General features: G+C 34.9%; 32 protein-coding genes. 19 read left to right on the plus strand and 13 right to left on the minus strand.

Features of this window, described 5'->3' with window-relative positions:
* Positions 1–67 precede the first annotated feature (67 nt).
* Entirely contained in the window at positions 68–934 is an 867-nt protein-coding gene (locus ABC357_RS06975) for a 5'-3' exonuclease (RefSeq protein ID WP_412888600.1), read from the plus strand.
* 273 nt (positions 935–1,207) lie between these two features.
* Positions 1,208–1,471, plus strand: coding sequence for a DUF6123 family protein (locus ABC357_RS06980; RefSeq protein ID WP_412886810.1), 264 nt, complete (start codon positions 1,208–1,210; stop codon positions 1,469–1,471).
* Positions 1,472–1,579: 108 nt separating this feature from the next.
* Here the strand turns inward: ABC357_RS06980 and ABC357_RS06985 are convergent, their stop codons facing one another.
* The 3 genes from ABC357_RS06985 to ABC357_RS06995 all read right to left on the minus strand — a co-directional run bounded on the left by ABC357_RS06985 (position 1,580) and on the right by ABC357_RS06995 (position 3,729).
* Positions 1,580–2,512, minus strand: coding sequence for a DMT family transporter (locus ABC357_RS06985; protein WP_412886811.1), 933 nt, complete (start codon positions 2,510–2,512; stop codon positions 1,580–1,582).
* Positions 2,505–2,915, minus strand: a complete 411-nt coding sequence (locus ABC357_RS06990) for a reverse transcriptase-like protein (RefSeq protein WP_412886812.1) — start codon at positions 2,913–2,915, stop codon at positions 2,505–2,507. Before ABC357_RS06990 ends, ABC357_RS06985 begins: the two co-directional genes overlap by 8 nt.
* A gap of 118 nt (positions 2,916–3,033) precedes the next feature.
* On the minus strand, positions 3,034–3,729 hold the full coding sequence (locus tag ABC357_RS06995; protein WP_412886813.1) for a queuosine precursor transporter: 696 nt from the start codon (positions 3,727–3,729) through the stop codon (positions 3,034–3,036).
* Between the two features lie 419 nt (positions 3,730–4,148).
* Between ABC357_RS06995 and ABC357_RS07000 the strand changes: the two genes are divergently transcribed.
* The 6 genes from ABC357_RS07000 to ABC357_RS07025 all read left to right on the plus strand — a co-directional run bounded on the left by ABC357_RS07000 (position 4,149) and on the right by ABC357_RS07025 (position 7,414).
* Positions 4,149–4,361: a hypothetical protein gene (locus ABC357_RS07000; RefSeq protein ID WP_412886814.1), complete on the plus strand. Its 213-nt coding sequence runs from the start codon at positions 4,149–4,151 to the stop codon at positions 4,359–4,361.
* Between the two features lies 1 nt (position 4,362).
* Positions 4,363–4,737 (plus strand): YolD-like family protein, encoded by a 375-nt coding sequence (locus ABC357_RS07005; RefSeq protein ID WP_412886815.1) that lies wholly within the window; start codon positions 4,363–4,365, stop codon positions 4,735–4,737.
* Positions 4,727–6,001 (plus strand): Y-family DNA polymerase, encoded by a 1,275-nt coding sequence (locus ABC357_RS07010; RefSeq protein WP_412886816.1) that lies wholly within the window; start codon positions 4,727–4,729, stop codon positions 5,999–6,001. Before ABC357_RS07005 ends, ABC357_RS07010 begins: the two co-directional genes overlap by 11 nt.
* Positions 6,002–6,126: 125 nt before the next feature.
* Positions 6,127–6,276 (plus strand): GNAT family N-acetyltransferase, encoded by a 150-nt coding sequence (locus ABC357_RS07015; RefSeq protein WP_412886817.1) that lies wholly within the window; start codon positions 6,127–6,129, stop codon positions 6,274–6,276.
* A gap of 241 nt (positions 6,277–6,517) precedes the next feature.
* On the plus strand, positions 6,518–6,691 hold the full coding sequence (locus tag ABC357_RS07020) for a GNAT family N-acetyltransferase (RefSeq protein WP_412886818.1): 174 nt from the start codon (positions 6,518–6,520) through the stop codon (positions 6,689–6,691).
* A 399-nt stretch (positions 6,692–7,090) separates the two neighbouring features.
* The gene (locus ABC357_RS07025) at positions 7,091–7,414 is read left to right on the plus strand and encodes a hypothetical protein (RefSeq protein ID WP_412886819.1); all 324 of its coding nucleotides are present in this window, start codon (positions 7,091–7,093) and stop codon (positions 7,412–7,414) included.
* Between the two features lie 294 nt (positions 7,415–7,708).
* Here the strand turns inward: ABC357_RS07025 and ABC357_RS07030 are convergent, their stop codons facing one another.
* Positions 7,709–8,005 (minus strand): IS110 family transposase, encoded by a 297-nt coding sequence (locus tag ABC357_RS07030; protein ID WP_412886820.1) that lies wholly within the window; start codon positions 8,003–8,005, stop codon positions 7,709–7,711.
* Positions 8,006–8,488: 483 nt separating this feature from the next.
* Here ABC357_RS07030 and ABC357_RS07035 point away from each other — a divergent pair, with 483 nt between their 5' ends.
* The 7 genes from ABC357_RS07035 (at position 8,489) to ABC357_RS07065 (ending at position 15,491) form a co-directional block, all read left to right on the plus strand.
* Positions 8,489–9,049 (plus strand): chloramphenicol acetyltransferase, encoded by a 561-nt coding sequence (locus ABC357_RS07035; RefSeq protein WP_412886821.1) that lies wholly within the window; start codon positions 8,489–8,491, stop codon positions 9,047–9,049.
* Positions 9,050–9,483: 434 nt separating this feature from the next.
* Complete coding sequence (locus ABC357_RS07040) at positions 9,484–9,819, plus strand: GNAT family N-acetyltransferase (protein WP_412886822.1); 336 nt, start codon at positions 9,484–9,486, stop codon at positions 9,817–9,819.
* Positions 9,820–10,231: 412 nt separating this feature from the next.
* On the plus strand, positions 10,232–10,438 hold the full coding sequence (locus ABC357_RS07045; protein ID WP_412886823.1) for a hypothetical protein: 207 nt from the start codon (positions 10,232–10,234) through the stop codon (positions 10,436–10,438).
* A gap of 212 nt (positions 10,439–10,650) precedes the next feature.
* Positions 10,651–11,979, plus strand: a complete 1,329-nt coding sequence (gene ltrA / locus ABC357_RS07050; RefSeq protein WP_412886824.1) for a group II intron reverse transcriptase/maturase — start codon at positions 10,651–10,653, stop codon at positions 11,977–11,979.
* A gap of 512 nt (positions 11,980–12,491) precedes the next feature.
* Entirely contained in the window at positions 12,492–12,794 is a 303-nt protein-coding gene (locus tag ABC357_RS07055; RefSeq protein ID WP_412886825.1) for a VanZ family protein, read from the plus strand.
* 728 nt (positions 12,795–13,522) lie between these two features.
* Positions 13,523–13,951, plus strand: coding sequence for a hypothetical protein (locus tag ABC357_RS07060; RefSeq protein ID WP_412888601.1), 429 nt, complete (start codon positions 13,523–13,525; stop codon positions 13,949–13,951).
* 337 nt (positions 13,952–14,288) lie between these two features.
* A complete protein-coding gene (locus ABC357_RS07065; protein ID WP_412888602.1) occupies positions 14,289–15,491 on the plus strand; it encodes an IS110 family RNA-guided transposase in 1,203 nt (400 codons plus the stop codon).
* 249 nt (positions 15,492–15,740) lie between these two features.
* Here ABC357_RS07065 and ABC357_RS07070 read toward each other — a convergent pair whose 3' ends face one another.
* Positions 15,741–16,634: an alpha/beta hydrolase gene (locus ABC357_RS07070; RefSeq protein WP_412886826.1), complete on the minus strand. Its 894-nt coding sequence runs from the start codon at positions 16,632–16,634 to the stop codon at positions 15,741–15,743.
* Positions 16,635–16,842: 208 nt separating this feature from the next.
* On the opposite strand from ABC357_RS07070, the gene ABC357_RS07075 reads away from it, so the two are divergent.
* Complete coding sequence (locus ABC357_RS07075; protein WP_412886827.1) at positions 16,843–17,424, plus strand: TetR/AcrR family transcriptional regulator; 582 nt, start codon at positions 16,843–16,845, stop codon at positions 17,422–17,424.
* A gap of 314 nt (positions 17,425–17,738) precedes the next feature.
* The gene (locus tag ABC357_RS07080; protein WP_412886828.1) at positions 17,739–18,299 is read left to right on the plus strand and encodes a GNAT family N-acetyltransferase; all 561 of its coding nucleotides are present in this window, start codon (positions 17,739–17,741) and stop codon (positions 18,297–18,299) included.
* A 293-nt stretch (positions 18,300–18,592) separates the two neighbouring features.
* On the opposite strand, the gene istB is transcribed toward ABC357_RS07080, so the two are convergent.
* Complete coding sequence (gene istB, locus ABC357_RS07085) at positions 18,593–19,351, minus strand: IS21-like element helper ATPase IstB (RefSeq protein ID WP_412885551.1); 759 nt, start codon at positions 19,349–19,351, stop codon at positions 18,593–18,595.
* On the minus strand, positions 19,351–20,634 hold the full coding sequence (istA, locus tag ABC357_RS07090) for an IS21 family transposase (RefSeq protein ID WP_412885845.1): 1,284 nt from the start codon (positions 20,632–20,634) through the stop codon (positions 19,351–19,353). The genes istB and istA overlap by 1 nt, the downstream gene beginning before the upstream one ends.
* A gap of 883 nt (positions 20,635–21,517) precedes the next feature.
* Between istA and ABC357_RS07095 the strand changes: the two genes are divergently transcribed.
* Complete coding sequence (locus tag ABC357_RS07095; protein WP_412886829.1) at positions 21,518–21,676, plus strand: hypothetical protein; 159 nt, start codon at positions 21,518–21,520, stop codon at positions 21,674–21,676.
* A gap of 300 nt (positions 21,677–21,976) precedes the next feature.
* A complete protein-coding gene (locus ABC357_RS07100) occupies positions 21,977–22,327 on the plus strand; it encodes a hypothetical protein (protein WP_412886830.1) in 351 nt (116 codons plus the stop codon).
* A gap of 1,455 nt (positions 22,328–23,782) precedes the next feature.
* Here ABC357_RS07100 and ABC357_RS07105 read toward each other — a convergent pair.
* The 6 genes from ABC357_RS07105 to ABC357_RS07130 all read right to left on the minus strand — a co-directional run bounded on the left by ABC357_RS07105 (position 23,783) and on the right by ABC357_RS07130 (position 26,804).
* Entirely contained in the window at positions 23,783–24,187 is a 405-nt protein-coding gene (locus tag ABC357_RS07105) for a hypothetical protein (protein WP_412886831.1), read from the minus strand.
* Between the two features lie 313 nt (positions 24,188–24,500).
* Complete coding sequence (locus tag ABC357_RS07110) at positions 24,501–24,752, minus strand: YkuS family protein (RefSeq protein ID WP_412886832.1); 252 nt, start codon at positions 24,750–24,752, stop codon at positions 24,501–24,503.
* A 540-nt stretch (positions 24,753–25,292) separates the two neighbouring features.
* Entirely contained in the window at positions 25,293–25,508 is a 216-nt protein-coding gene (locus tag ABC357_RS07115) for a hypothetical protein (RefSeq protein ID WP_412886833.1), read from the minus strand.
* A gap of 171 nt (positions 25,509–25,679) precedes the next feature.
* The gene (locus tag ABC357_RS07120) at positions 25,680–25,907 is read right to left on the minus strand and encodes a hypothetical protein (RefSeq protein WP_412886834.1); all 228 of its coding nucleotides are present in this window, start codon (positions 25,905–25,907) and stop codon (positions 25,680–25,682) included.
* A gap of 111 nt (positions 25,908–26,018) precedes the next feature.
* Entirely contained in the window at positions 26,019–26,390 is a 372-nt protein-coding gene (locus ABC357_RS07125; RefSeq protein WP_412886835.1) for a hypothetical protein, read from the minus strand.
* Positions 26,391–26,507: 117 nt separating this feature from the next.
* Positions 26,508–26,804 (minus strand): alpha-helical endospore appendage domain-containing protein, encoded by a 297-nt coding sequence (locus tag ABC357_RS07130; RefSeq protein ID WP_412886836.1) that lies wholly within the window; start codon positions 26,802–26,804, stop codon positions 26,508–26,510.
* Between the last annotated feature and the right edge of the window lie 36 nt (positions 26,805–26,840).

The following is a 26,840-nucleotide window of genomic DNA, read 5'->3' on the forward strand; positions in this document are numbered from 1 at the left end:
TTCTATTAAAACTATGTTAAGATGGGATAAAGATTGATAGAACTTAGAGGTGACAAGATTGAATAAGATCGAAAAGCCAACTTTCATGATTGTAGATGGAATGGCACTGTTATTCCGTGCCTTTTATGCAACGGGCATGTCAGGGCAATTCATGATCAATTCGAAGGGAGTTCCTACGAACGGCGTCCAAGGGCTGCTAAAGCATCTGCTGTTGGCGGCAGATGAATTCAGTCCCGATTATTTAGCTGTTTGCTGGGATATGGGAAGCCAAACATTTCGTACGGAAATGTTTCAGGATTATAAAGCTAACCGCAGTAAACCCCCTGTTGAAATGATCCCGCAATTCGACCTGGCCAAGGAAGCCGTTGCTGCATTTGATATACCTAATCTCGGAATAGTTGGTTATGAAGCGGATGATTGTATAGGCACGCTTGCAAGACAGCAGAGCGAATCCTTCCAAGTTAGTATTCTAACGGGGGATCAGGATTTTTTACAATTGATCGATGAGCAAATTTCAGTTATTTTGCTCAAAAAAGGATATGGCAATTATGAAGTCCATAACGAGCATTCATTTTTTGAATGGAAAGGGATCAAGCCAACACAAATGATAGACCTGAAAGGCATGATGGGTGATTCTGCTGATAACTATCCAGGCGTAAAAGGAATTGGGGAAAAAACAGCAATCAAGCTATTGCAGCAATTCGATACGGTTGAAGGTATCTTGGAGAATCTCCATACATTGACAAAGGCACAAAGAGCTAAATTTGAAGCTTCTTTGGATATGCTTCACCTATCACGTGAATTGGCTGCGATCAAATGTGATATTCCTTTAGAGTGCAGTTTAGAAGATGCCCGTTATGAATATGATTCTAATAAAGTGAACGATATGGTCAGAATGCATGAGTTTAAGAGCTTATATTCAAGATTTTCATAAAGATCAAGAACCATCCCTTTTTTTATGGGATGGTTCTTGTTTGAACCAGCAAAAAAACAAAATCGGAAAGATGAGGAAATATCAGCTGTACACGTGTTAGAATGCAGATTGTAGCTAAAGGCGAGTGAACCATAGGAACTGAAAACAAAAGCGAACCTTAGCGATAATTATAAGGAGCTTTCATTCAAAAAGCAGAAATTAATAGTAATTTGTCTTATATTGCGATAAGATAATTGTAATAAATCGAAGATTGTCGAAAGGGTTGCCGCAAGGATGACAGTAGATCAGTATATTGAAAAGCTATCACATAAAGGTTTTTCATTTGGAGAAGATGCACTGGGGTTTATCTATTTTGGTAAGGAATTGACAGGTTCTGATGATATTTTGGTCATTACTGCAATTGAAATAACATTAAAGGCGCAGAAAACATTTGATGGGAGTTTTTATATTGCATTGCTTGAAGAATTGGCCAAAGAAACGATAAAGACAAGAAGAGAGGCTATTTTTTTTGCCGAAAAACATAATTTGCTATCTTAATAGGATTACTAATTGGATATGAGCTGGAATACATATTCTTTTTTTTACATAAGTAGATATATCAACTAAAGGAAGTTCAAACCAATATGGGGTGAACTTCCTTTTTTATTAACCGACTTCTTCAATGATTTCTTCATCCTGATTGTCAATCACAACCCGCTTTTTCACTGGGATTTCTGCCGCTATAATGCCTGCAAAAATGAAGAGGCAGCCGATGACCATACTGATGGTGAATTTTTCGCCGATCATGACATATGAGGTTAATGCGGCAAAGACAGGCTCCAATGCAAAAATAAGCGCAACCCTTGAAGCGGTTGTGTAAGTCTGGAAGTATGTTTGTGCCAGGAAAGCGAATGCTGTTGCGAACAATGAAGTAATCAATAAGGCGATGATGACTTCCTTTTTCATTAAAACATCCAAACGGTACATTTCAGCAGGATGTTCAAACAGCAGGCTGAAAACAAAAGACAGAATTGACACGGTCGCTATTTGAATAAGTGTCAATGGAAGGGCTGCATATTTTTGGGCATAACGGCCTGTCGTGATGATTTGCATAGCAAAACAGACAGCACTCAACAACACGAGGAAATCTCCCGTTCCGAAAGCGGAAGCCTGAAGCATAGTGATCATGTACAAACCGACTGTTGCACTGATGACACCCAAGACCATGTTCCGGTTCAAATGCTGTTTGAAAAGAAGGAATGATAATAAAGGGACAAGCACAACGCTTAATCCAGTGATGAAGCCTGCTTTAGCAGGCGTAGTATACAATAAGCCTAAGGTTTGCAATCCATACCCAAGACATAGCCAAAAACCCAATATGAAACCCGATTTTAAGGCCCCCTTTGAAAAATGCCCCTTTTTCTTTTCTGAGAAGAGGAGATACACAATTCCAAGTGCGGCAAACCCGAGAAAGAAGCGGATCGCGTTAAAACTGAAAGGTGCCAAAAAGGAAATGGCATCCTGTACAATAACAAACGTCGCGCCCCACACAAAAACGACAGCCAACAGCGATAAATCAGCAGTCAATGATCTATTCATTCATGAAGTCACTTTCCTTCCCTTTAAGAATGGCTCTTCTAGCCAATTCATCGGCACTTTTATTTTGAGAGCTCGGAATCCATTTAATGAAAAACAGCGGAATTTTTCTGCTTAACCTGAGAGCTTCCTCAAGGAGCGGCGCATACTTTTTATTTTTGGCAAACTCTTTTTCCATGGCAGACCAGATTGCTTGGGAATCTGTGCGAAACGACACCGTCTGTACGTCTTTTTCACCGCATATTTCCAATGCTTTAATCAATGACCAATATTCCGCCTCATGGTTATCCATCATGCCTAGAGGGATAGAGTGCCTTTCAACGGAGCCGTTATCATTAATGAAAATGCCAGCCCCGCTTGGACCCGGGTTTCCAGCACTTGCCCCATCTATATACACTTCGATCACTTGCAATCCTTCCTTTCATTGTATGTATATTGTATTTACTATAGCTGATAATTTAACCGTTTAAAAGGGTAAAGCTTAGAATGTACTAAATTGTTTGAAAATGAATAAAAAGGAAGCATTAAGCTTCCCTTGCGGTTTCTTCTTTGAATGTAAACCGTTTGGCAATATAGCCAAATGGTGTATCCAAAACGGACACGATGAATTTCAAAACATACGTAGTAATGAAAATCTCGAACCAAACATCTATCGGATATTCGCCTAAAAAGGCGATGCTTGTAAAGACGAGCGTATCAAAAAACTGGCTGATCAGCGTACTTCCATTGTTCCGTATCCAAAATTGCCGATCAGAAGGAAACTTTTTACGGATCCAAGAAAAGAGATGCACATCTAGGAATTGGCTGACCAAAAAAGCGGCCAGGCTTCCTGCGGCCAAACGGGGTAGTAAACCAAACAATGTTTCCATCGGACCTTGGGCAATATCGCTGCTTCCAGGTTCAAAAAGTAAAGCAAGCTGCATGATAAGAGTCATACAGAATAAGGTGAAAAAGCCCATCCAAACAGCTTTTTTTGCTTCTTTAGGCCCGTATCTTTCATTAATGATATCTGTAACCAAAAAGGCGCTTGCATACATTGCGTTTCCCAAAGTGGCAGTCATGCCAAAAATTTCAATCGTTTTTACCACTTGAAGGTTTGCGAGCACTGTTGCAAATCCTACCCAGACAAATAATCCCGTTTTTCCGAAAAAACGATAAAACAAAAGGACGAGTGAAAAAGTGATCAAGGTGAAAACTAAGCCAAATAATTCGTTAAACATATGTGCCTCCTTAGTTTTGGTGACGGGGGAGTTTGCGAACCTCGGTATTGTGATTGCTTAAGAAAAGCCGTGTGAAATATTGATATATATGAGTTTGTCCAGCTTTTTGGATTTATAGAAAACCTAAACCTTACTGGTTTATACTGATGATTTCTGAGGTTTTCAAAAAACGTGACCACTTATGTGACCATACTCTATAATTATTTGGCTAATTCTAAGGCAACATTACTAATAATAGTGCAGCAAAAAAATTATTACAACAATTATTTCAATAGGCAATTAAAGGAACATAGTATTGTTACGGTATCCTCCCTTACTTTTATGAGACGAGACAATTCGTCTTTTTTATTTACATTGAATAAGAACGTGTGTTCTGGTATATTATATAAGAACGAACGTTCTGTCGAGGTGGGATAAAAATGAAGGGGATATTGATAAGAGGTTTTGAAACAGGAGAAATTGTAGAAATGATTTATATGGCGAAGGATAATACTATCAGTCAAAGGAAAATCAAAGTGCTGCAAATCAGCAATACATATATACGTACTTATTGTTACCTAAAAAATCAAATAAGAGTCTTCAAGCTTGAAAATATCTTGTCAATATCTCCGTCTGTGAAGAGAGGTGCTTAAGATGAGCGATTATCCATTTAAGCGAATTAATGATAGAGGAATGATGAAATGGCAAGGTTTTGTACTGTCTGAGCATAATGAGGATATGGTTTATCATAATCGGGCTAAGACTACTGCCATTATATTAGATGAGCAAACAGTTGAATTATTTAATGAATTACTATTGCTTTCTTATAAAAATCAAACAGTTATTCACATTGAGTACGCTAACGGAGGTAACCCGTATGAGCCTATTACATGTGCTATTGGCTATGTTTATAAGCATGATGCCCTATTGAAAGGTGTCTATCTTAAACTCACTGATGGATCAAAAAGCAAGATAATTCCTATTTCAGAAATACGTTCGATTACGGAGGTATTGGAGAATGGAATATGATATAGCTTCCTTACCAAAACGTGATATTCTATGCGTAGATATGAAGTCCTTCTTTGCTTCAGTTGAATGTGCTAGTCGAAATCTAGATCCTCTCAATACTCATTTAATCGTGATTGGTAAGAAGGAACAAAAAGGATCAGTGGTTCTGGCGTCTTCTCCTTCAGTAAAAAAGAAATTCGGTATAAAGACAACTAATAGACAATATGAGATTCCTGATGATCCAAGTATTATCGTCACTGAGCCACATATGAATTTATATTTATCCATGAATCGTGTCATCCAAGACATTTTCAGAAGATATGTGAGTGATGATGATTTACATATTTATTCGATTGATGAATCCTTTCTTGATGTAACAGCTTCTAGAAAACTGTTCGGTGATAAGCTTACAATTGCTAAAAGGATACGAGATGATATAGCAAACGAATTAAGGCTATGCGCTACAGTCGGTATTGGTGATAATCCATTATTGGCAAAACTATGCCTGGATAATGACGCAAAATATCGCCCAGAAGGAATTGCCTACTGGGGATATGAAGATGTACCCAATACTGTCTGGAGAATTAAAAAGCTATCTGATATGTGGGGGATAGGCTCCCGAACAGTCAAAACACTAAATAGCATGGGAATCTATACTGTCCATTCCTTAGCTCATTGTGAACTGCAATTACTGCAGAAAAAGCTGGGTGTAATAGGTGAACAGCTGTATTATCACGCTTGGGGTATAGATTTTAGTCGTTTGAATGAAAAGGTAAAGCCTAAAGAAACGTCTTATGGAAAAAGCCAGGTTCTTTTAAGAGACTATTTGGATGCAGACGAAATAGAAACGGTTATATCTGAAATGGCTGATGATGTGGCAGCACGGTTACGGAGACATCGTGTAGTTACGGAAGTTATTCATTTAACCGTAGGGTTTGGATGGCAAGAGCAGGAAAAAGGTTTTTCTCAACAAGTGAAGTTAGAAAGCGCTACTGACCTAACAAACAGACTAGTTGAAACGTGTCTGACTATTTTTCGTAAACGTTATAAGGGACAAATAGTGAGAACAATAGCGATTAGTGCAGGAAAGATTTCTCCTAAAAGGTGTATGCAGCTTAATCTTTTTGCAGATACAGAGAAACTAAAAAAAGAAGAATCATTGGATGCTGCCATTGACCTAATAAGAAATAAATTTGGTAAGACGGCTGTTTTAAAGGCTTCATCATATATGAGTGGTGGGACTGCATTAAAGAGAGCAGGTCTTGTCGGTGGACATCAGGGGTGATCTTTTTCACTTATTTGGGGGATTTATTCAGTCACCTGAATGTTATTGGGTAACTTTTTTTTATTCCACAAACGGAGCAGGATAGTTCAGTAAAAAAAAATAATGATATATGGGAGGGAAATTGAATGAAACTTGAAGACATTTTTAAAGAATTACCAACGCTTGAAACCGAAAGATTAACCCTTAGAAAGTGTACAATTAATGATGCACAAGATATGTTCGACTATTCTTCTGAACCAGATGTTTCAAGATTTTGTCCCTTGGGAAACCCATGAAAGTATTGATGACACAAATCATTTTTTGAATTATATACTGAACCAGTATAGTCAAGGTAATTTATTTCCTTGGGCAATTGAATACAAGGAAAATATGAAGGTTATTGGAACTATTGATTTTGTTGCTTAGTCAACCGCACATCACAGGGCTGAAATAGGCTTTATATTATCAAAAGATTATTGAGGAAAAGGTCTTATAGTTGAGGCCGCTTCTAAGGTAATGAAGTTTGGATTTGAAAAAATGGAATTAAATAAGATTGAGGCACCGTGTATGGTTGAAAATATTCAATCTCAAAGAGTTCTTCAGAAATTAAAAATGAGATTAGAAGGTATATCAAGAGAAAAATACTTAATCAAGGGGAAATTTAGGGATATGGCTACTTATTCTATTCTAACTAAGGAATTTCTATCATAAAAAAACTTGTTAAGCTAACAGGTGCTAGAGCTAAAGATCAAGGCTGTCATTTAGGTAGCCTTTTCTTATGTAGCTAATAGTGCAGAATAGTTGAATATGGAATGTTATAATTTGGATATAGATATTATACGAAGTATTGGGAGAAAATTTAATAAATAAAAAATGGGTCAATTAGGATTATTTTTATTTATGGTTGGCATCTACATTTCACAATGGACGCCATTCGGTGTGGCGATTAGTACAGGTGGAGCGCATTCAAATTATTTAATTAGTTATTGAACAAACGGGGGAGTGTAGTTAAAAATCGATGTTAAACTTATGTTCAACAATCTGGCCCGATTGTTGAGTAAACTCTTTTTTATTAATATGGATGTAATAAGTACATAAAGAGGAATGGATATGTCGAATGTAACTGCTTACGAATGGCTAAGAAATAAAGGTTTTTCTATTACGGATATTGATTTCGTTGAATCAGTTTTGACTTTTACATCTACTGCTAAAGCGCTTAACAATAAAATGGTTGAGATTAACCAAACGTTTCAAATGTCTTTTCCTGATAAAAAAGCAGAGATAGTTCCAAATTTAACCTTCCAACAATTTGATGAAATACTACATAATAATGGATTATTCGTTGATTTAAATGAAATGTTGATTAGATATAAAGTGCAAGGTTTTTGTGTGAACATCTGTAATCAATTATTAGAAAATCAGATGGATCAATAATTATTCCAGTAACGAGCACGATGGTTGAATAAAGGGATTTCCAATATTTTTAAAAAAGTAGAGCAAAAATGATATGATTTTAATATGTACGGATATATTATGGGAGGAGAAATATCCTTAAAACGTCAAGAATTATCCTAACAATAATTACTGTAGGTTTATCGGCTTACGCGCTGATAACTGAAAAGTATGATTATAATTCTTATACACTTTTGTTGTTAGGATTTATTATGTTATTTATGAGATTAGAAGAACTTCAAAAAGACCGAAAAAACTTTTAGGGATACATAGGTATTATTGCTTCGTTATTTGTTTTTTGTTTCTGTTAAGCTGTTTTTCTTCAACTAACAGGTATTCTCTTTTCTCGAAATACTGAACGACAGGCAGATGATAATGCCCCGTAGACTCCAAAACAATGGGTGGTTGTGAGCCTGACTGTTCTTCCACTGCTTTGATAAAGGTGTGTAATTCCTGTAATCCATCCAATGTATGTGCGACTTTAAAGCTCTTTTTGTAAGGTTTCTTTTTCTCCAAGAATGCTTGAACCTGACTTGCTCCTTTTGCGACATCTAGACCAATGACTGGATTCATGATATCTCCTCCTCATCAATGAATTAGCTGGTAACCCCTAAATGGCTCCTTATAGTGTCATAGCTTCGCTTGTTATACGAGATCTAAGTCCCAACCAGCTTCAAGCATGTTTCTATAAGTAGGGGGCGAACAGTTTAGTTGTCGGGATTGAATCCCACAGGTGCGGACGTCTACCCCAGCTACCATTAGTATTCTAGAACCTAAACAAAAAGGTCAACCAATAACATTGGCTAACCATATAATACGAACTGGTGCGAGAGTTGATTAGGGCTGTCAATTTGACAGCTTTTTTTATTACACAAACGTGGCAGAATTGTTGAATAAGAAAAGTGGATTGATAAACTAAAATAAATGTTTAAGTTTAAATAAAATTTTTAGAAAAACTAAATGGATATGAGGAGTTTCAGATGACATTAATTTGTTTAGAAGGTGCGAGTGGCGTAGGTAAAACTACAACGTGTAAAGAATTGGAACAGAGGTATAATGCTATATATAGTTCCAGAAGTGAATTTTTTATTTGAACGTCCTATTCCTGAATCAAAAAGCTGGTATCTTGAAAGACAAGTTGATCGTTGGCAAATAGCACAGGAAAAACTAGAATCACATAATCTAGTTTTGTTTGATGGAGATCCTTTTCAACCTCTATGGTATAACTGGATCTACCAAAATGATTATCCAGGTAGTCTTCCTTTCCTAAACGAATTTTACTCAAGTCAAATTCAAAAAGGAAATATTGAATTTCCTGACCTTTATATTCATCTCTCTCTCAATGAGAAAGAACTAAGAAAAAGGAAAGAGAATGATAAGACTCGAAGACGACGTAATTTTGAAAAACATTTAGGTCTAATTGAACCACAAAAACGTTTTTTTCAACATATGAATGCTATATCCCCTGGTTTGGTAAAGTTTGTTGATGCAGTTAGTATCGAAGGAAATATAGACATTATAGAAGGATTTATAGCTTCTGAAAAGAAAATCAATCAAGATTCACTGTATATACTTGAAAACATAATGAAATGGTTAAAAGATATAGAAGTTAACTGATGGGTGTTTTACTGTTGGAATCAGCTTCTATTTATATTCCACAAACAGGGCAGGATAGTGCAAGAAGGATTTTTTATGCTCAATGAAGAACATCTAATCACTATACAATTTTAAAAAGATACCAATTTAATAAAGACTAAAAAGAACATCTGATTCTTAATAAATTTTTGAAGTGTGGGGTGAATTGTTATTGAGTGTAAACATTAGATTAGCAAGAATAGAAGACGTTACGACAATTCAATTCAACAAATTGCTAAACAATCTTGGGCAAAAACATATGAAAATCTGCTTCCTATTTCTGTTCAAGAAGCGTATTTGAATGAATATTATTCAACGGAACAACTATATCATAAATTGAAAATTACGCTTTTTTTTGTTGCAGAAACTGAAAATGTGATTGTTGGATTTGCTAATCTTTTTCAAAGTGAAATTATATGGGTATCGTTATTACACAATCAACCAATGCAAAGTTAGTTCACGACTTGATGAATCAAGCCTTTATGGAATATAAGGATGAGGTACCCCCTTCAAGTGCATTGGAAGAAACTGTTGAGTCTATAACAATTGCATTAGAAGGTAATGAGCAAGCGTTAATTTGTTACCTTAATAATAAGCCAATAGGAATGGTTAGATTTCAAGTGAAAAACAACCATGTTTACTTTTCAAGATTATCTGTTCTACCAGAGAAACAAGGAATAGGCATTGCTAAAGCTTTATTGAAAGCGTTAGAAGAATATGCTACGAAGAAAGAATTAACTAAAATACAATGAAAGGTTCGTATGTATGTACCTCGAAATATTAAATTATATAATTCGGTAGGATATAATATTTTTGATGAAGCAATTGTACATAAACCAAAGGGTATAAATATAAAAGATGTTGCTTTGGAGAAACAACTTTTATAAGTTTGGTTATTGAACTAAGTAGTACATTACTTCAAAAAAGGGCTGTAAACAATTTCATTTTTGTTATGCTGCTAAACTAGCTAATAGTTAGTTTGTGAAAAAATACACTTAAACTATGGGGTGCATTACTTCAATATCCAGGGCTGTAATCAGCTCTTTTTTTGTTATTCCACAAACGGGGCAGGTGTGCGGCCGAGCCTAGGTCGTATCATATAGCGGGTGGGATTCCCGTCGAGTAAGAACTAGCCATTCGCTCGTAGCGAGTCTTGGAGGGCTAATGGTAACATTAGCCTTTAAGCGTAGACAGTTAGGTAGCGGGCCGAAAGCCAAATGGTTGAAGGGATTGAGCTCCATAAGCGTTAGTAAACCGAGAGGGCTGATGCCTTACCTGCGTGCAGAAAGCAACATTTTATCCTTTGTTAAAGGCAAGAAGGATAAAACCTCTCTGGAGTCAGAGACCTTGGCACGCTATACATTGATATGATTCGGCAACTCGGGAGACCCTACGGGTCTTTTCTTTTTTCAGAAGAGTATGGTCTACAAGTGATAACAAGCAAGGAAACCAAATGCCGTGTAGGGAGTCGGATAGCAGCGTAGTACCAATGAAGTTGGGTAATGCTAATGGAGGGAAGGCTAGCTACCAGTTATCACCCTTACTAGGGACACATTTACTACACACAGAGGTAGGGATAATAAATGGAAACAAAACTACTAAGGATAGCAGAATTAGCAAAATCTGAACCTAAAATGAAATTCACATCTCTTGTACATCTATTAAATGAGCAGTCACTTATTCAATGTCATCATGAGTTACCTAATAAGAAGGCAACTGGCGTGAACGGCACGACTAAAGAACAATACAATGAAGAGTTGGAAGGTAACATAAAGAATTTAGTAAGTAGACTTAAAGACAAAAGTTATCGTCCAGTTCCAGTGAGACGAAAGTATATACCAAAGCTCAATTCGAGTAAGAAAAGACCTTTGGGAATACCAGAACATGAGGATAAGATTGTACAGAAAGGCATTGCCAAAGTGCTAAATGCAATCTATGAGAATGACTTTTTAGATTGTTCATTTGGGTTTCGACCAAACAGAAACTGTCATGATGCGTTGAAAATACTCAACTTTTATATTGAAAAGAGATTAGTAAGCTATGTAGTAGATGTAGATATCAAAGGTTTCTTTGACAATGTTGACCACAAATGGATGATGGAGTTCTTGAAACATAGAATTACTGACCCCAACCTTCTGAGAATAATCAGTAGGTTTCTCAAAGGTGGATACATGGAGGAAGGTAAGAAATACAAAACACAAAATGGTACACCGCAAGGTGGAGTAATATCTCCGATATTAGCCAATGTGTATCTCCATTATGTTCTCGACTTATGGTTTGAGAAAGTGGTTAGGAAACAATGTGAAGGACAGGCATATATAGTAAGATATGCAGATGATTTTGTTTGTTGTTTTCAACATAAAAGGGAAGCACAACAGTTCTATCAGTCTTTAATAAAGAGATTGAAGAAATTTAACTTGGAGATAGCAGAGGATAAAACTAAGATTATTCCTTTCGGGCGGTTTGCGGATAATAATGCAAAACGATCAGGGAATGGGAAACCAGCAACCTTTGATTTCCTTGGGTTTACCCACTATTGTGGAAGAAGTAAACAAGGGAAATTCCGCGTAAAACGGAAATCGAGCAGGAAGAAAGTCCAAGGCAAACTCAAAGAGTCTAAAGAATGGCTGAAGGCTAATAGAAATAAAGATATTCATATAATCATGGATAGATTTAAACGTTCTCTAATAGGATACTACAACTATTACTGCATAACAGACAATACTCAAACTGTTAATGGATTCAAAGAGAAAATCGAAAGCTTACTATTTAAATGGCTAAATAGAAGGAGCCAAAGAAAATCCTTTACATGGGATAAATTTAGGCTTTTCCTTCAGAGGTTTCCACTTCCTTCTCCAAGAATTAAAGTGAATATTTATGAATTAAGAAAAGAGATTAGCTATATTCTGTAAATGATGACTAGGAGGAGCCGTGTGCGTTAATAGCGCAAGCACGGTTCTGTGAGGGGGGAGGAGTACAATTTACCGTAAGGTAGAAAGTCTCCCTTCTACTCGACTAACGGAAGAAGGAAAAAGAAAATGTTAAATTTTGTATCTGTAAAAAATCGACATGTGATAAAATTGGGGTATTGAGAAAGGGGATGAAAAATGAATTTAATTATATTATATCTAACGAAAATGGTAGGATATATTATAGTTGCTTCGCCTTTTTATTGAATAGGCAGGATTATTTTCGTAAAGAAAAAGAAGAGGCAATTATTATTCAAGAATTAAATTTTATTGTTGCTTTTTGCTATGTATATTATTGGTTTAGCATCACAAACAGTGATTCCTCAATGGTCTATGGGCATATACAGTAACACAAGAGAATTTTACTTTAATGTTAATTTATCCAATGCAATTTCAACAATGAACTTAATACCTTTTAATACTATCTTTCATACTTCTTTGAAATAAACACAAATGTGGATAATTGGGGCAGTGTCTCCTTATTGAATTTAACTGCAAACACCCTGTTATTCTTCCCTTTCGGATTTTTTCTTCCACTTATATGGGATACATGTAATTCCTTTAAGAGAATGTTATTTATTGTTTTAATCGTTACAATTTCTGTTGAAATACTACAATTTTTTATAGGACGTAGTACGGACATAGATGACGTTATTTTAAATACGTTTGGTGCTATTATGGGCTATGGAATATATTCGTTACTCAAATGGTTTATTGCGAAAACTTCATTTAATAGAAACCCAGTAAAAGATTTCTAATAGTAGATAAATTTGTTGGGTAGACAAGATAGATTTCTTAAATTAACTGTGGCGTTGATCCAAACAGGATTAATGCCCTTTTTTATTGAAGATCTTATTGGACAAACGGGGCAGTTTAGCTCAATTGAATTTTTGGCAATCTAATCTTTTGGTGTTATAATATGGAAAAAGGAATGAGTTTACAGAATTTTTATTTGATTTAAATTTTAAAAGGAGTTTTTTATGTCCCAGAAATTAAGCTATTTAGTCAACTTGTTAATAACCGTAATTTGTATTTTTATTTTTCCTATATTTATATTGAAAAGTCATCCAGCAATTGCCTTTGTCATAGGTGTAATCATTGCTACCATAATAAATTCATTATTAGGAGCAAAATGGAGACCAGTAAAGAATATTAAATCAAGTTAGTTCAATTACCTACAATAAGAACTTCTTTGCTCAATATAGGAGGAGTATTCCTGTAACGAGCAACCAAGTTTGCGAATCTATACATGTACACAAATGGGCTCAATAGTAGAAGATCAGACTTTCAAATTGGCGGTCTTTTTTTATGCAGCTAAAGGGGCAGCATTTCTGTAATAAATGATTCCAAAAAGGATAAACGATTGCCTTATCGGACAAACGGAGCAGATTGGTTAAATCGGAATTAGAACTATAACACTTCAATAATTGGACTATTTTTCTTAAAGGTAGGCAAGATAATATTGAGGTGGAATCATTTGATAAAAATGTTAACTATTTTAATTATTACTATTCCGATTCTGTTTTTTGGTTCACTTCAAGGAAATGCACAACCTAAAGAATGTCCTGTGCTAAGTGAATTAGAGCAAATACCCATTAAGAATAGAAAAGAAGTAATAGAAGCATTACATACTTTAATACCAAAAACTTACGGAACTGGAATAGTTGATTTTCCTGATATGTACACTAAGTGGAATGTAGTAACTGCCAAACCTTTTCCTAAAACAGTTGGTGTTAAAGAAGAAAATGACTATTTTGGAATGGCAAAAACCTTTTGTGGCAAAGAAATTGCTGAAAAATCGTGGCTTGTACGTTTGGATTTCCCCAAAGCACCTGGAGCTGATTTAGCTCAAGGTCAAATATTTTTAGCTAAAAGTAAGGAGAAAGGATGGTTTGTTTGGTTTCAATACCATTAAACGGCTATCCCATATAGAACTAATTGGGACATTACTTCCATATCAAGAGCTTTTATCAGCTCTTTTTTCTTATGCAACAAAAGGGGCAGGTTCGGATTATATAGTTCAGCCAGAACTTTCTGGTTGAACTTTTTTCATATGAATTTAATCTATCAGTAGCCAGGGTAGAACGTAAGGGGCAGTGGGACAAATGATCCCGTCCGCTAAACTGTTCACCCCCTACTTGTAGAAATATGTTTGAGGCTGGTTGGGACTTCGATCTCGTATAACAAGCGAAGCTATAATACTACTTGGAGGATATAGGGGTACTGGTGAATTTATTAGAGGAGGAGAAAGAATGAACCCAGTTGTGGGTATAGATATAGCCAAAGAAGAAAGTGAAGTACAGGCTTTTTTAGATAAAGGAAAGCCGTATGGAACAAGTTTTTCGATTAAGCATAATCGTGAAGAGTTGGGAAAGTTTATCGGTTTCTTAGGAGAGGTGAAGGCAATGACTGGGCAGATGCCTGTCATTATATTGGAATCCACAGGCCATTATCATACACCCGTTGTTCAATGTTTAGAAGAGAATGACATACTTTATATCTTATTGAATCCCATCATTTCTCATCAAGCGAAGAAATCCAGTTTAAGAAAGGTGAAAACTGACGCATATGATGCGTATCAACTGTGTGTTCTCTATTACAAAGAAGAGTTTGAACCTCAAAAGAGAAGAGGAATTAAGTTCTTAAATCTTCGAAATCTATCGAGACAACAAGAAATAATGACAAATATGTATGTCGAGGCAAAATTGCATTTTCATACGATTTTAGATCAGGTTTTTCCTGAATACAGAAAGGTCTTTGGAGATCTTTTTTCGAAAGTATCTTTATCGGTATTAAAGGAATACCCTACCTCGGAGAAGGTTCTAAAGGCTGGAAAGGAAGAACTAGAAGATAAAATACGAGAACATTGTCCAAGTCGGTCTGTACAATGGGCCAAAGAAAAAGCAAGAAAGCTCATTCATTCAGCTTCTCAGAATCCTTTTCAGAAAGTTCAATATGAAAGCCATCTTATCAATCTTAGTATGTATATCGATATTTTATTTCACTACCAAGGACACCTAACGGATTTAGAGAGCCAAATGGTATCCCTGGCAAATGAAATAGAAGAATATAAGATTATCCAATCGATTCCTGGTATCGGTGAAAAGATTGCGGCAACAATCATTTCAGAGATTGGAGAAATTGATCGGTTTAATCACCCTAAGAAGCTAGTGGCCTTCGCTGGAATTGATCCTAGTGTCCATTCATCTGGAAAGTTTACTGCGAACATAAATCGCATAACTAAAAGAGGTTCCAGTAGACTAAGGCATAGTTTATATTTAGCTGTTTTATGTGGAATAAGAAGCTCTAGAAATAAAAAGCTCAAAGAGTTCTATGATAGAAAACGTTCAGAAGGAAAACCTTCAAAAGTTGCCATTGTAGCTTGTATCAATAAGCTGCTTCATTGGATTTATGCTTTATTGAAAAAGAACGAGAATTTCCTGGATTTAAATTAGGAAATCATATTTATCCAACATAAGAAAAACCTTCCAAAACGAAATTGGAGGGTTATTTGTCATACCCAAAAACAGTATAGCATATAAAAAAATGAAATATATAGAGAGATATTGACAACCTATTAGCTGGTTTAGTGGAATAAGATACTAATACTAAACGGGGTAAAAAATACACCATCTTACTCTAAAAATATAATTGAGTGAAATGGTGTATTATCCATTCTTATTCACAATAGATATAACAGACCGTTAAATATTTGTATTTTCATCTAAGAAATTAATATAATCCATTATTGCCTTTTCAAAATATTCACCCAAGTAAATATCAAAATGCCCGCAGTTATATTTTTTTATTACACCGTTTCTAGACTGCTTAACATAGTCTAATGTTTTTTTAGCAGGAGCTATTGTATCAGTCATACAAACACCGTATAAAATCGGAGTCTCAATATTTTTAGCATATTTACCTGGCGAGTATTTAAAAAATTCAAGAACTGTTCGTGCAGGCGCTCTATTCTCAAAACGAGATCCTTCGGGTATTAGCTTATAAAATGTTTTGTAATCAGGTACAGGCATTAACGCAGCTTTTCCAGGTGCGTCCCCTAACTTTAGCATTATTGGATGATATCCAGTAATAGAAGATGCAATATCAGCAACTATCAAAGGAGACATTTTTAATACAGATAATAACGGGATCGTTCTAATTGTGGCAAAAGTACTTGTATATGGACACTGTGATATCGTTGCCAGAATATCGTTACGTTTAGCAGAGAGCGTTATGACGTGACCACCACTAAAGGAACTGCCGAATAATAATATTTTACGATTATCAATCAAGTCATTTTTCTTAATAAAATCTATTGCACTGTCCCAATCTTCAAGTTGCTCTTTCACATTTATTTTTTGCCTTTTATCTCCGTCACTTATTCCGAAATTACGGTAATCAAATAAAAGACAAGCATACCCTGCATTAGCAAATCTTTCAGCATAGACGTCTAATCGCATATCACGAACGCCACCCAGCCCGTGCGCCATTACAATAACTGGACATTTTTTATCTATATTAGGCAAATAAAGCCACGCACCACATTTTGTGTTGTTTGAGTAAAAGTTAACGTCAATACGCTTAAATGTAACGTTCATATCCAACCTCTCCTTCTATTTAATAGTATTTTATAAAAACTTTCATATCATACTACAAAATAGAACAAATGTTTAATTTTGTTCTCGAATAAAGTATATATAACCTCATAAATGAGGACAATGTTCAATTTCCACGTATTTGTATAACTTTGAACATTTTTTTATAATAATGTACAAGCTTGTAAATATTTTTAGAGGGTGTTACATATTGAATAGGAAAGCTGAATACAAAAGTGCTATTCGTTCAAGAAAAATGATTAGGCACGCATTTGTGGAATTAGTTTTAGAAAAAGACATAGAGAAAATCACCATTAGAAACATTGTAGAAAAAGCTGAAATAAGTAGGGGGACATTTTATGCTCATTACTCGGATATATACGCTGTTTTTGAAGAAATTGAAAATGAAATAATGGGAGAAATAGCTGTTATTCTTAATGAATTCAAAAGTGCAGATATCATTCAAAATCCTAGACCCTGCTTAGAAAAAATGGCTCTCTTTTTTAATCAAGATATTGAATTTTATCGAAAATCAATAAACACTAAATATACACCGAACTACGTTAAGAATATAAAAGAACTTCTCGTTGTAAAAATACTGAGTTATGAAGAAACACACTCTTCCATTCAAAAGAGTAAAGAATTTACCTTACGTGTTCATTTTTATGTAGGAGGATTAATTTCTTTATTCCAAGAATGGCTTGAAGGAACATTTGAATGTACACTAAACGAACTAACTGCAACTATTACAAAATTTATGGTTCAAGGACTTCAATCTAATACTTTAAAATAAAAAACAAGATTTATAGGTTATTTCATTTCGAGAAAATAAGCCTTATTTCTAAGGAAGAGAATGGTGTAATAAATCAAGTTAAAAGTAGCAAAACCAGCAAAAATTGTGAATAATTACACTTAAACAAACAGGTGCATTACTTCATTAAAGGAGCTGAGACGTTCAGCTTCTTTTTTTGTTATGGCACTATCGTGGCAGTTTAGCTCAAGAAGCAGGTTAGTTCAAGCAGGAATTTGTCCTATTTGAATCGAAAATAAATTAAAGCCGTTTTTTAGAAGTGGTCTTTAAATATAAATGGAGATGGTGAGTTAAAAATGAACCCTTTATTGCTTGAATTTCCAACTGAATTTTATACTGAGAGATTACAAATACGGATGCCGGAGCCTGGAGATGGGAAAGTGATCTTTGATGCGTTTCAAGCCTCCATTAATGAACTTAAACCTTGGATGCTTTTTGCGCAGAAAGAACAATCCGAAGAAGAGGCAGAAATTATTATTAGAGATTCTTATGTGAAATTTATAAAACGTGAGGATTTACAACTGCTTGTTTTTCATAAGGATACAGGTGAGTTTATCGCTTCTTCTGGGTTACACCGAATTGATTGGTCTGTCCGAAAGTTCGAAATAGGATATTGGATTGATTCTCGTTATAGTGGAAAAGGATACATAACAGAAGCAGTACAAGGAATCGCTACATTTGCATTTAATGATTTAAAAGCTCGTAGAATTGAAATAAGGTGTGATTCCAGAAATGTGAAAAGCCGTAAAATCCCTGAAAGAATAGGGTTTACGTTAGAAGGTATTTTAAAAAGTAATGCCATTTCTGTGGATGGAAATGGACTTAGAGATACTTGCATTTATGCCAAGGTAAAATAAGTTTCCATAGGGAGATATGTTTGAATTGGGAAGTATCTTATTTAAATTAACACGGTGTTGAGCTGAAGAATTGGGCTGTCATTTAGACAGCTTTTCTTATGCTGTTAACAGGGCAGGTGAGTTGAAGAAAGAGGATTTTTTATTAACTTGAAGAATAGTAACTATTTCAGATTTATTAAGGGGGATTGAATATGCAATTAACTGATCCTACAACTTTTACAGATTGGATACAGCCACATTTGTAAATGTCAACATAAATATGTACACTTTCGCTTGGATAAGGATGTACAGAATTACTCGTTCTCTTTTGCTAAATGATCCTTTAATCGGTATGAATCACCTATCATAGGCACAACTGTCGCATGATGTAAAATGCGGTCTAATATGGCATTGGCCAGTTTAGGTTCCTGAAATATTTCATCCCACGCTTTGAAATTCACATTGGTTGTTAAGATGGTACTTCTTTTTTCATATCTTCGATCAATCAGCTGGAAAAACAACTTAGCGTCTTCGTGATCAATCGGTAAATAACCGATTTCATCGATGATTAACAGTCTGTATTTGCTGTAATGCTTCAAACGGCTCTCTAACCGATTTTCTAATCGAGCTTTCCTCAAATTTTGAATCAAGTCATGGCACTTAATAAAATAGGTACTCGTCCGTTTCTTTGCTGCCGCAATCCCTATTGCTGTGGCCAAATGGGTTTTACCGACACCACTTGGTCCTAAAAACACAATATTTTCATTCTCCTCGATAAAACGCAATGTAAGGAAGTCTAGAATCTGCTGTTGGTTAATCGATGTTTGAAAGGTAAAATCGAAATCTTTCACCTCCTTAAAATGAGGGAAAGCTGCGACCTTCACCATCGATTGCGTCATGTTTTTCTCCCGTATGTCTATTTCATACGCAGTCAACTTGATTAATGTGTCGATAAATGACATCTGATGCTTTACGCTGAAGTCTACGATTTCATTTAAATGTAAGCTCATTTGCTTTAACTTTAGATAGTCAAGATTCCATAATAATTGTTGATAGTTTGTAGTTGGATTCATTATTTATACACTTCTCCAATCGTTGCTAAATTCCGTTTTGCTAAATCGTCGATTTCAGGATAATGAGGGGTGGAAACAAGTAAGCTTGCCTTATAATGTTCCTCTTGATAATTAAGTTTAGCGTTACTAATTGGATGTTGGGCGATCAGTTTCATGTTATAATAAATCCACAAGTAGTCATCATACACCTGTAAGCCTACTTTTTTTCCTTGATATTCTGGTGGTACAGAGTATTGATTCGATTTGTAGGAAATCATGTTTGATGCATTGACTTTTACATGTGTATGTTTGATGCGATAGGAATCTCTTACTTTGTCAGTTGGTAGCTGGAGTAAGTGGTTCCTTTCTTTTTTGAATTCCATAATCGGTATTTTCCCCGTTCCTTGATGGATCTGGTGATTCATTCTATTCCCTAAATCCTGTATGAATAGATGAAGTTCCTCCATTGTCAGTTGACCTTGGTACGCATGAATTTCATCAAGGAGTTTCATTGTGGATTCAATTTTCCCCTTGGTTCTCGGTCGTCCTGCAATACATGGTTTGACTTTAAAATCAAAGTCCCTCGCAAACTGATCAAATTTCGCATTCACTTTCCCAGGTTGATAATCAGTCCTCGCTTCATCCATTACCGTTTTCATATTATCCGTAAGGATTTCAGCTGGAACTCCGCCAATTGCTTCAAAAGTATCTGTTAAAAAAGAAAGTAAGGTACTCTGTGACTTAGAAAGACTTAATTGAAATGTTCGGAATCTGGAATTTGATAAAATGAAAGCCGCCACATTGACTTCTATCTTTTCTCCCTCTTTGGTTTCGAATAAAATGTTTTCCTTCCAATCTAATTGGGCCTGCTTACCTGGTGGCGTTTCAAATCGGACTGTCCCTTTGGGTGAAGAAATACGTTTATCCTCTTCAAAGTAGGCATTAAATTCAGGTGTACGAGCTATATACGCACGGAAGGTTGAAGCTCCACATTCCAATCCATGATTGTCTTTTAGGTACTGCCAAAGCATACGACGGTAATAAAATACCTGTTTTGAATCTTCTGATAACAATGCGGCTATTATTTCATAATAAGGATCAATCTTTGAGGGCTTTTCCCTTTTTCTTTTTGGGATAAAGCCATTTAGATATTTATCAATTGTCCGCCGATCCACACCCAATTCCTTTGCTAGCTTACTTTTATTGATTTTCATTTTCATATGCTCCATAATCTGTTTGAATTTCGGTAAGTCTGAAAGACTTTTAATCTCAAAATCGATATCAATATTCATTGTTATGTACATACTAATCCCCCCAAGATTAGTATGTAGATTCATATCAAATTTGTACATATTTATTCGAGCAATACTGTACATATTTAAATTAGCATTTCTAACATTCGATAGAATGGTACAAACACCTTAGTGATACTCAGGGTAAATACATATATTCTTGGAATTCTACACTTACAGAGCTTAATGGAGAATCAATTTTTGATGAAGAAGTAACTCAAATCATAGCTAATAAGAAAGTATTAGATGTTGGATGTGGTCACGGCGATTTTACAAATAAGTGTAGTTTGGTAGCAAAAGAAATAACAGGCTTTGATGTAACAGATAATTTCTTACAATCTGGATTAGAAGATAAAAAAATTTGAAACATCAATCGGAACTCCTATTTTAAACCTAATTAATAAAAGAATTGATCTTAGCAATTTCTCTTTTACTATGGTTGAAGTAATAAATAGTACAGAGTATCTTAAATCTCCATTGGATGTTTTGAAATTACGTTGTTTTGGTCAACACCCTTCCATTTATAAAACGTTAAAAGAAAAGGATTTGTATGAAATCTCTAAAATTTTTGAGCGGAATGCTACAGAAAATGGCTTGCCTACAACATTTTCACGTTATATAGTTCGAGCAACTGTTTAATCTACATCTTACTGAACTAACAGTGGCATTACTCCAATTTCGAGGGCTGTGTGATCAGTTCTTTTTTTGTTTTACAACTAAATGGGCCGGTTGAATATGGATTTTACGTTATGAGGAACGAAGAAAAAGTAATAAATAATATGATTTTTCTATTTAACAGGCGCTTAATCTTAAAATTATTCCAAAACTTCAAATTAATGTATACTTTTTGTGTATCATATTTTATTCATATAATTCATAAGAAAGAAGGATAATTATGAAGAAAGCAGTACTTGTATATCAAGCTACAACAGTGCTTGGCGGAAATGTAATGACTGGTGGTGGGATTTTCGGAATGTATCGGGAAAATAAGTTTGTGAAAAAAGTAAATTCACATCTAAAAGAATTAGATAGTGATTGGATTGAATTTAGATAAAACTGAATCAGATATAGAGAAATTAATGGAAGAGAAAGTCGATGCAATTATATGTGTTCCAGGTCTACAAAAGCAGTTCTATTTCGATAATTTTTCAAAGGAAAAAATCTATTATTTAAATTCATTAGATTACTCAAGGTATGATATTTCTAAAGCTATAAGTTTTATAAATTCTTTAAATTGAAATTTACTAAAACGGGGCAAGTTTGTTGAATAGAGATAATTAAAGTGTTTTGAATTTTTTGTCTATTAGGTTCGTGAAACAGGTATAAATTAATAAGACTAGAAAGGAATGGTTTTGTGAAGAATATTGTAATACTTGCTAAAGTAATTGTTGGAGTTAGACCAAATCCATTTGGGATGGATGGGGGATTGAATATATTTAAAAAATCATTATCAGACAAGCTAAAAAATAAGATTAAAGAAAGACTTGTTCAGGAAAATATGGATTATGAAGTATCAGTTGATACAACTTATGATTCTTGTGAATCCATAATTAATAATGTAGCAAATCTGATTTTAATATCCCCATATATAAAGAATAATGTAGAAGTAAATAATTTGAATCCAAAAAGTTACTATTTGTTAAATGAAAATGAATTTAACGAGGCTTATGTTGAAGATATTATAACTTATATAAAAAATTTGTAAGTAATTTTTATCTGTGAATGATTTCACTTCAACTAAACCAGCTAAGTTGTCAAACATTTCGCTAAATAATAAGATTCTAGCGTGCTATACCAAAAGTAAACATGACAAATAAGCTTCCTCTAACGTTGAGGAAGTTTCTTGAAGATATGTGAAAAAATTATTTTAAGTAACATCTTGGAATGTTGTTTTGTTTTTCAAAAGAGCGTAAATCCAATGTAAAAGCTTGTTAGAACAGGTCAAGCGAATAAGCTTATACAAGCAGCTGGTCGAAATCCATTTCAGCAGACTCTTTACTCTTTATACAAAAAAAGGGGGGAAACAGGAGGAGGTGAGTGTTTTGTCCATCGGGATTCTTGCTCTTGTAACTATAGCGGTATGGACTACAAATTTATGAACTAATTAAACCTAAAGAAAGGCAAGACAATAGAAAAACAATAGTCTTAACTACCTTTGGGTGCTTATTTACAATAATTTTGACCGTACATCTTTTTCAAAATTTCACCGCTTAAAAAGTAATCACAACTGCACCTATACTACGAACAAGTTTTATTAAACTAACGAGTGCGTTGATCCGAGAAGGATTAACGCTTTTCTATTGAAGCCTTATTGGACAAACGTTGCAGGACGTTCTACCCCAGCTACCATTAGTATTCTAGAACCTAAATAAAAAGGTCAACCAATAACATTGGCTAACCTTATAATACGAACGGATGCATTACTTCAATATCAAGAGCTGTGATCAGCTCTTTTTTTCTATTGTTCACTAATAATCATCGCACCATATAGTAAACAAATATTGCTGAAAAATAAATTTCCTCGAGCAGCAAATATTTAACTGTTCGAGGTCATTTGGCATAAGACACATTCCAGTAATTGGTTTAGTTTACTAATCACCTCCTTAAGTTGGTGATATAGATGATTGAAAGGGAGGGGAGGGACAAATAAAAAGACGACTGATTTGTCGTCTTCGATTCATCCCTACACTTTAGAAGTAATACTTAGTGATTTGTACAGCGGTAATGACCGCAATAGGGCTACATATAGCGTAAGCAAAATCAATATAGTATATTTTGGAATTCACAAGATATTTTCTATTTAGGATGCCTTTATAGAGAAAGTATACAAAAAGGATTATAGAACCCCAAAAATATGCTGGAATAGGAAACAACGTTTTTTCACCGATTGTAATGGAATAATCCCAATAATTCCTAAGAGAACAATTATTCTTTGAATAAATTTCTGTTTATGTGTGAGTATAATTTCGTCTAATTGATCTCGATTAATGTTATACATATATTTTATGGCAGGTTCAATTAATACCATACTTAACAGTAGCAGAAAAGAGATACATATTATTATAAGCATTAGTCACACTCCCTTATATAGGATGGTTCCAATATACCACAGAACAATGATAAAATTACAATTTATGTATATATCTATAGGTTTAGTTGTCTATTTGGACAAATGTTTATAATCTAATAACTCGATGTTGAATCCATGTTTACACACCATCTGATTAATCTTATTACTGTCACAGGATGGAGAAATCCTTATTTTAGCTAAGTTTTCAAGGGGAATGTCTCGTTTATTGACATTTAAAGGATCGATTGCGATTTTCACTTCTAAATCATATGAGTGATTACTGTTATAATTAATCCCCATAATTCCGATGAATTTCCAATCGACCATATGATCATGATATTCTTTCTGGATTTTCTTATCTATGGTTGGCATTACTATATCTAAAATTATATCCTCTGTTGTGACATACATATCTTCCTTAGTAATGGAATCTGCATTTACCGCCTGAATGGGGAACAGAGCGAATGATAGTAATAATAAACAAACTTTAAACATAAAGAATCACCTATTTTTATACAATTTTAGAATTCCTATTAAGACAATCTGGATGGCCGTATGTTTAGGGACATCCTTCTTTACCAGCATGCTTATCTTAAAATTCTCTATTTAAAAAATAAGCTTCTAATGGTTGATAAAAGGTTTATTCGAATAATTATGTATAGGATGTCTTAGTTGATCTCGCTTTGAATAAATGTTATTTGGCGGCGTTGTCATTGGGAAGACTTTATGGATTGCAGAGTGAATTACTATTCAAAAGTACAGTAAGAAGAAGGAAGCCCCATTATAAAAAATGAGGCAGCCTCTCCGGTTAATGGGATGAATTCATTTTATGTTCCAGTTCATTCAAAATGTCGTTGGCAGACAATCCGTTCGCATCAATGACCGTTGCCTGTGTAAATGTGTCCTGCATGCCCATCATATTAGAATCGAGCCCTGTAACGATACAGCAATCAACGTTTTTAGCATCCGCCTCAGTTTTTAGTTGGATAACCTCATACCCATTTTCCTGCAAAGCTTCCTGAATATTGGTTAAAGACTCCTCAACGCCAATCCTTTTCATAGCTACACCTCCTCATATATTTTTATCTTTCCATTTAGAATAAGTACTATGTATGGAAAATCAGTTCTTTTTCAAATGGCGGGGAAGATTGCTTGAGTTGCCAGTGTATCCGGATGGAGGATAATAACAGCTAGGTACATCCTATTTTTTCAAAGGGGCAAAGAAAATGGCTTTAGATTGCTACATTTATGATAAAAAACGGTATTGAAGATCTTAAACAGTTCATTCCGCTTATAAAAGAGGAATACCGGCGAAATTGGAAACCTTTATAGGCATGCTTTCACATCCTAAAGCTTATAAAGTCGTTTTTTACGGAGATTAAATAGGGGATAGGTGAACTCTTTTGGATGGCTTTTTTTGCTTGTGATGTCTTCAATTGCCATTAGAAAGAAGGCATACTATCAACGAAAAGATCCGTAGACAATAAAAAAACCAGTCATTTGACTGGTAAGGGGGATTTATATGAAAAGACAGATTGTCTTGTCTTTGTATCGTATAAGAACAATCTTAATTTTTCATTAAAATCTATACAAAAAGAAGCTATTCGCTTTCTTTTATCGCAGCTTCTTCCAATGCCATAAACAGGCGGTGAATGCTGATCTTTTGAGCTCTTTCACGATCTATATCTTTGCAGAATCCCATCACGTTTTGATCTGGCAGCTCTGCGGTATAAGCCCATTCATGTGTATCTTCATCGTGTACAAAAGATAAATGAACGGTTTTTCCTTGAATAATCATCTTTTTATTCCCTGACATAGATATCTCCTCCAATAGATGTATATACCCATAATAGGGCATTTAGTAACCGGCCTGCTTTAAGAGGCTTCTATTTGTCCATTTAAATTCTCTGCAGTATCAAGGGTAAACAAGCTCTGCTGAACAGTTGATTATTTAGTATGTATTGAAAACGATGTTCATTGGATGGTGTTATTGATTGATAAATGGTACATCCAGTTGATTGCTCAGTTTTTGCCCCAGTTCAAGGGCCGTCTCTTTTGTTAATTTTGTTGCTACAATTTCACATGTACATTGAGGAAGTTTATCAATTACTGCCTCGTCTATAGCATGCCAAGTATAACCGGGACTGCAACATTTTCTTACAACAGAATAATCATTCACTGAATAAACGGCAATACAATATGGTTTATTATTCATAATGACACCTCCTTTTTGTCTCGAATCCTATAGTCTTTTTATTCTTGATGGGGGCATGATTATCCTTTTATTATCCTCGAGTTAGACTTATGGATTTCTTAGATCCATAGGTTAGAGGGTGAATGCATCATTTGTAGGCTTGTAATGCCTTTGTAAATCAATTATTGGTTCTAGAATTTTTTCACTTTCTGTAAAAGAGATTGAGGTGCAAATGATGTGTTTGAACTTGGTCAAATAATCAACAACATGAGTGGAGTGAAGAGGTGAATCAAACCGGTTGATCTTGCGGGAGGTCCGCCGCAATATATGCAAGTCACATAATAAATGTAGAGTCTCGGCAAGTTCCCCGGCAAAATGTCCATCTTCATCTTTTATAAAAAAATCCATCAAAAAAGCTAACTCTCTTTCCGTTAAACAAATAAGAGTTTTATCGCAATAGGTATAAGTTTCAGTACGGTTAGGCTTTTTTTTCATTTTTGCCATAGCTCCAGTTGCAATAACATACTAATGTAAATATTCGTTCACGATTCATGGTCTATTCAACACCTCTGGTAACTGTTTTAATAAAGGAACGTACAAGTTATTGGCACAGTGTGGCTCTTATAACAAATCAATAATTTTTTGTAATTTGGACTGCAGCAGATATTCTTGTCTCGCGACCATCTCCAACGTGTCTTTTACGCTTTCGTTAATCTTAAGAATATCTTCCATTGATGGCGAGTTGGTGCTGATGCCCGGCAAGGTACCTAGTACATATTGAATTTTTTCACCTTCTGCATTCAAAATATGGGCCAAGCCCATTTCCTCCATAGCGATTGAAGCAAGCAATAGATTCAGAGCGTCCTCCTTGCTTAATGAAATGGCCGGTGTAATGTTCGGTATATTGGGCTGGGACAATGATATGACCTCCTCCTTGTTAAAGCTGATGCTACA

It is taken from the genome of Bacillus kalamii, assembly GCF_047238185.1.
GTDB lineage: Bacteria > Bacillota > Bacilli > Bacillales > DSM-1321 > Bacillus_AD.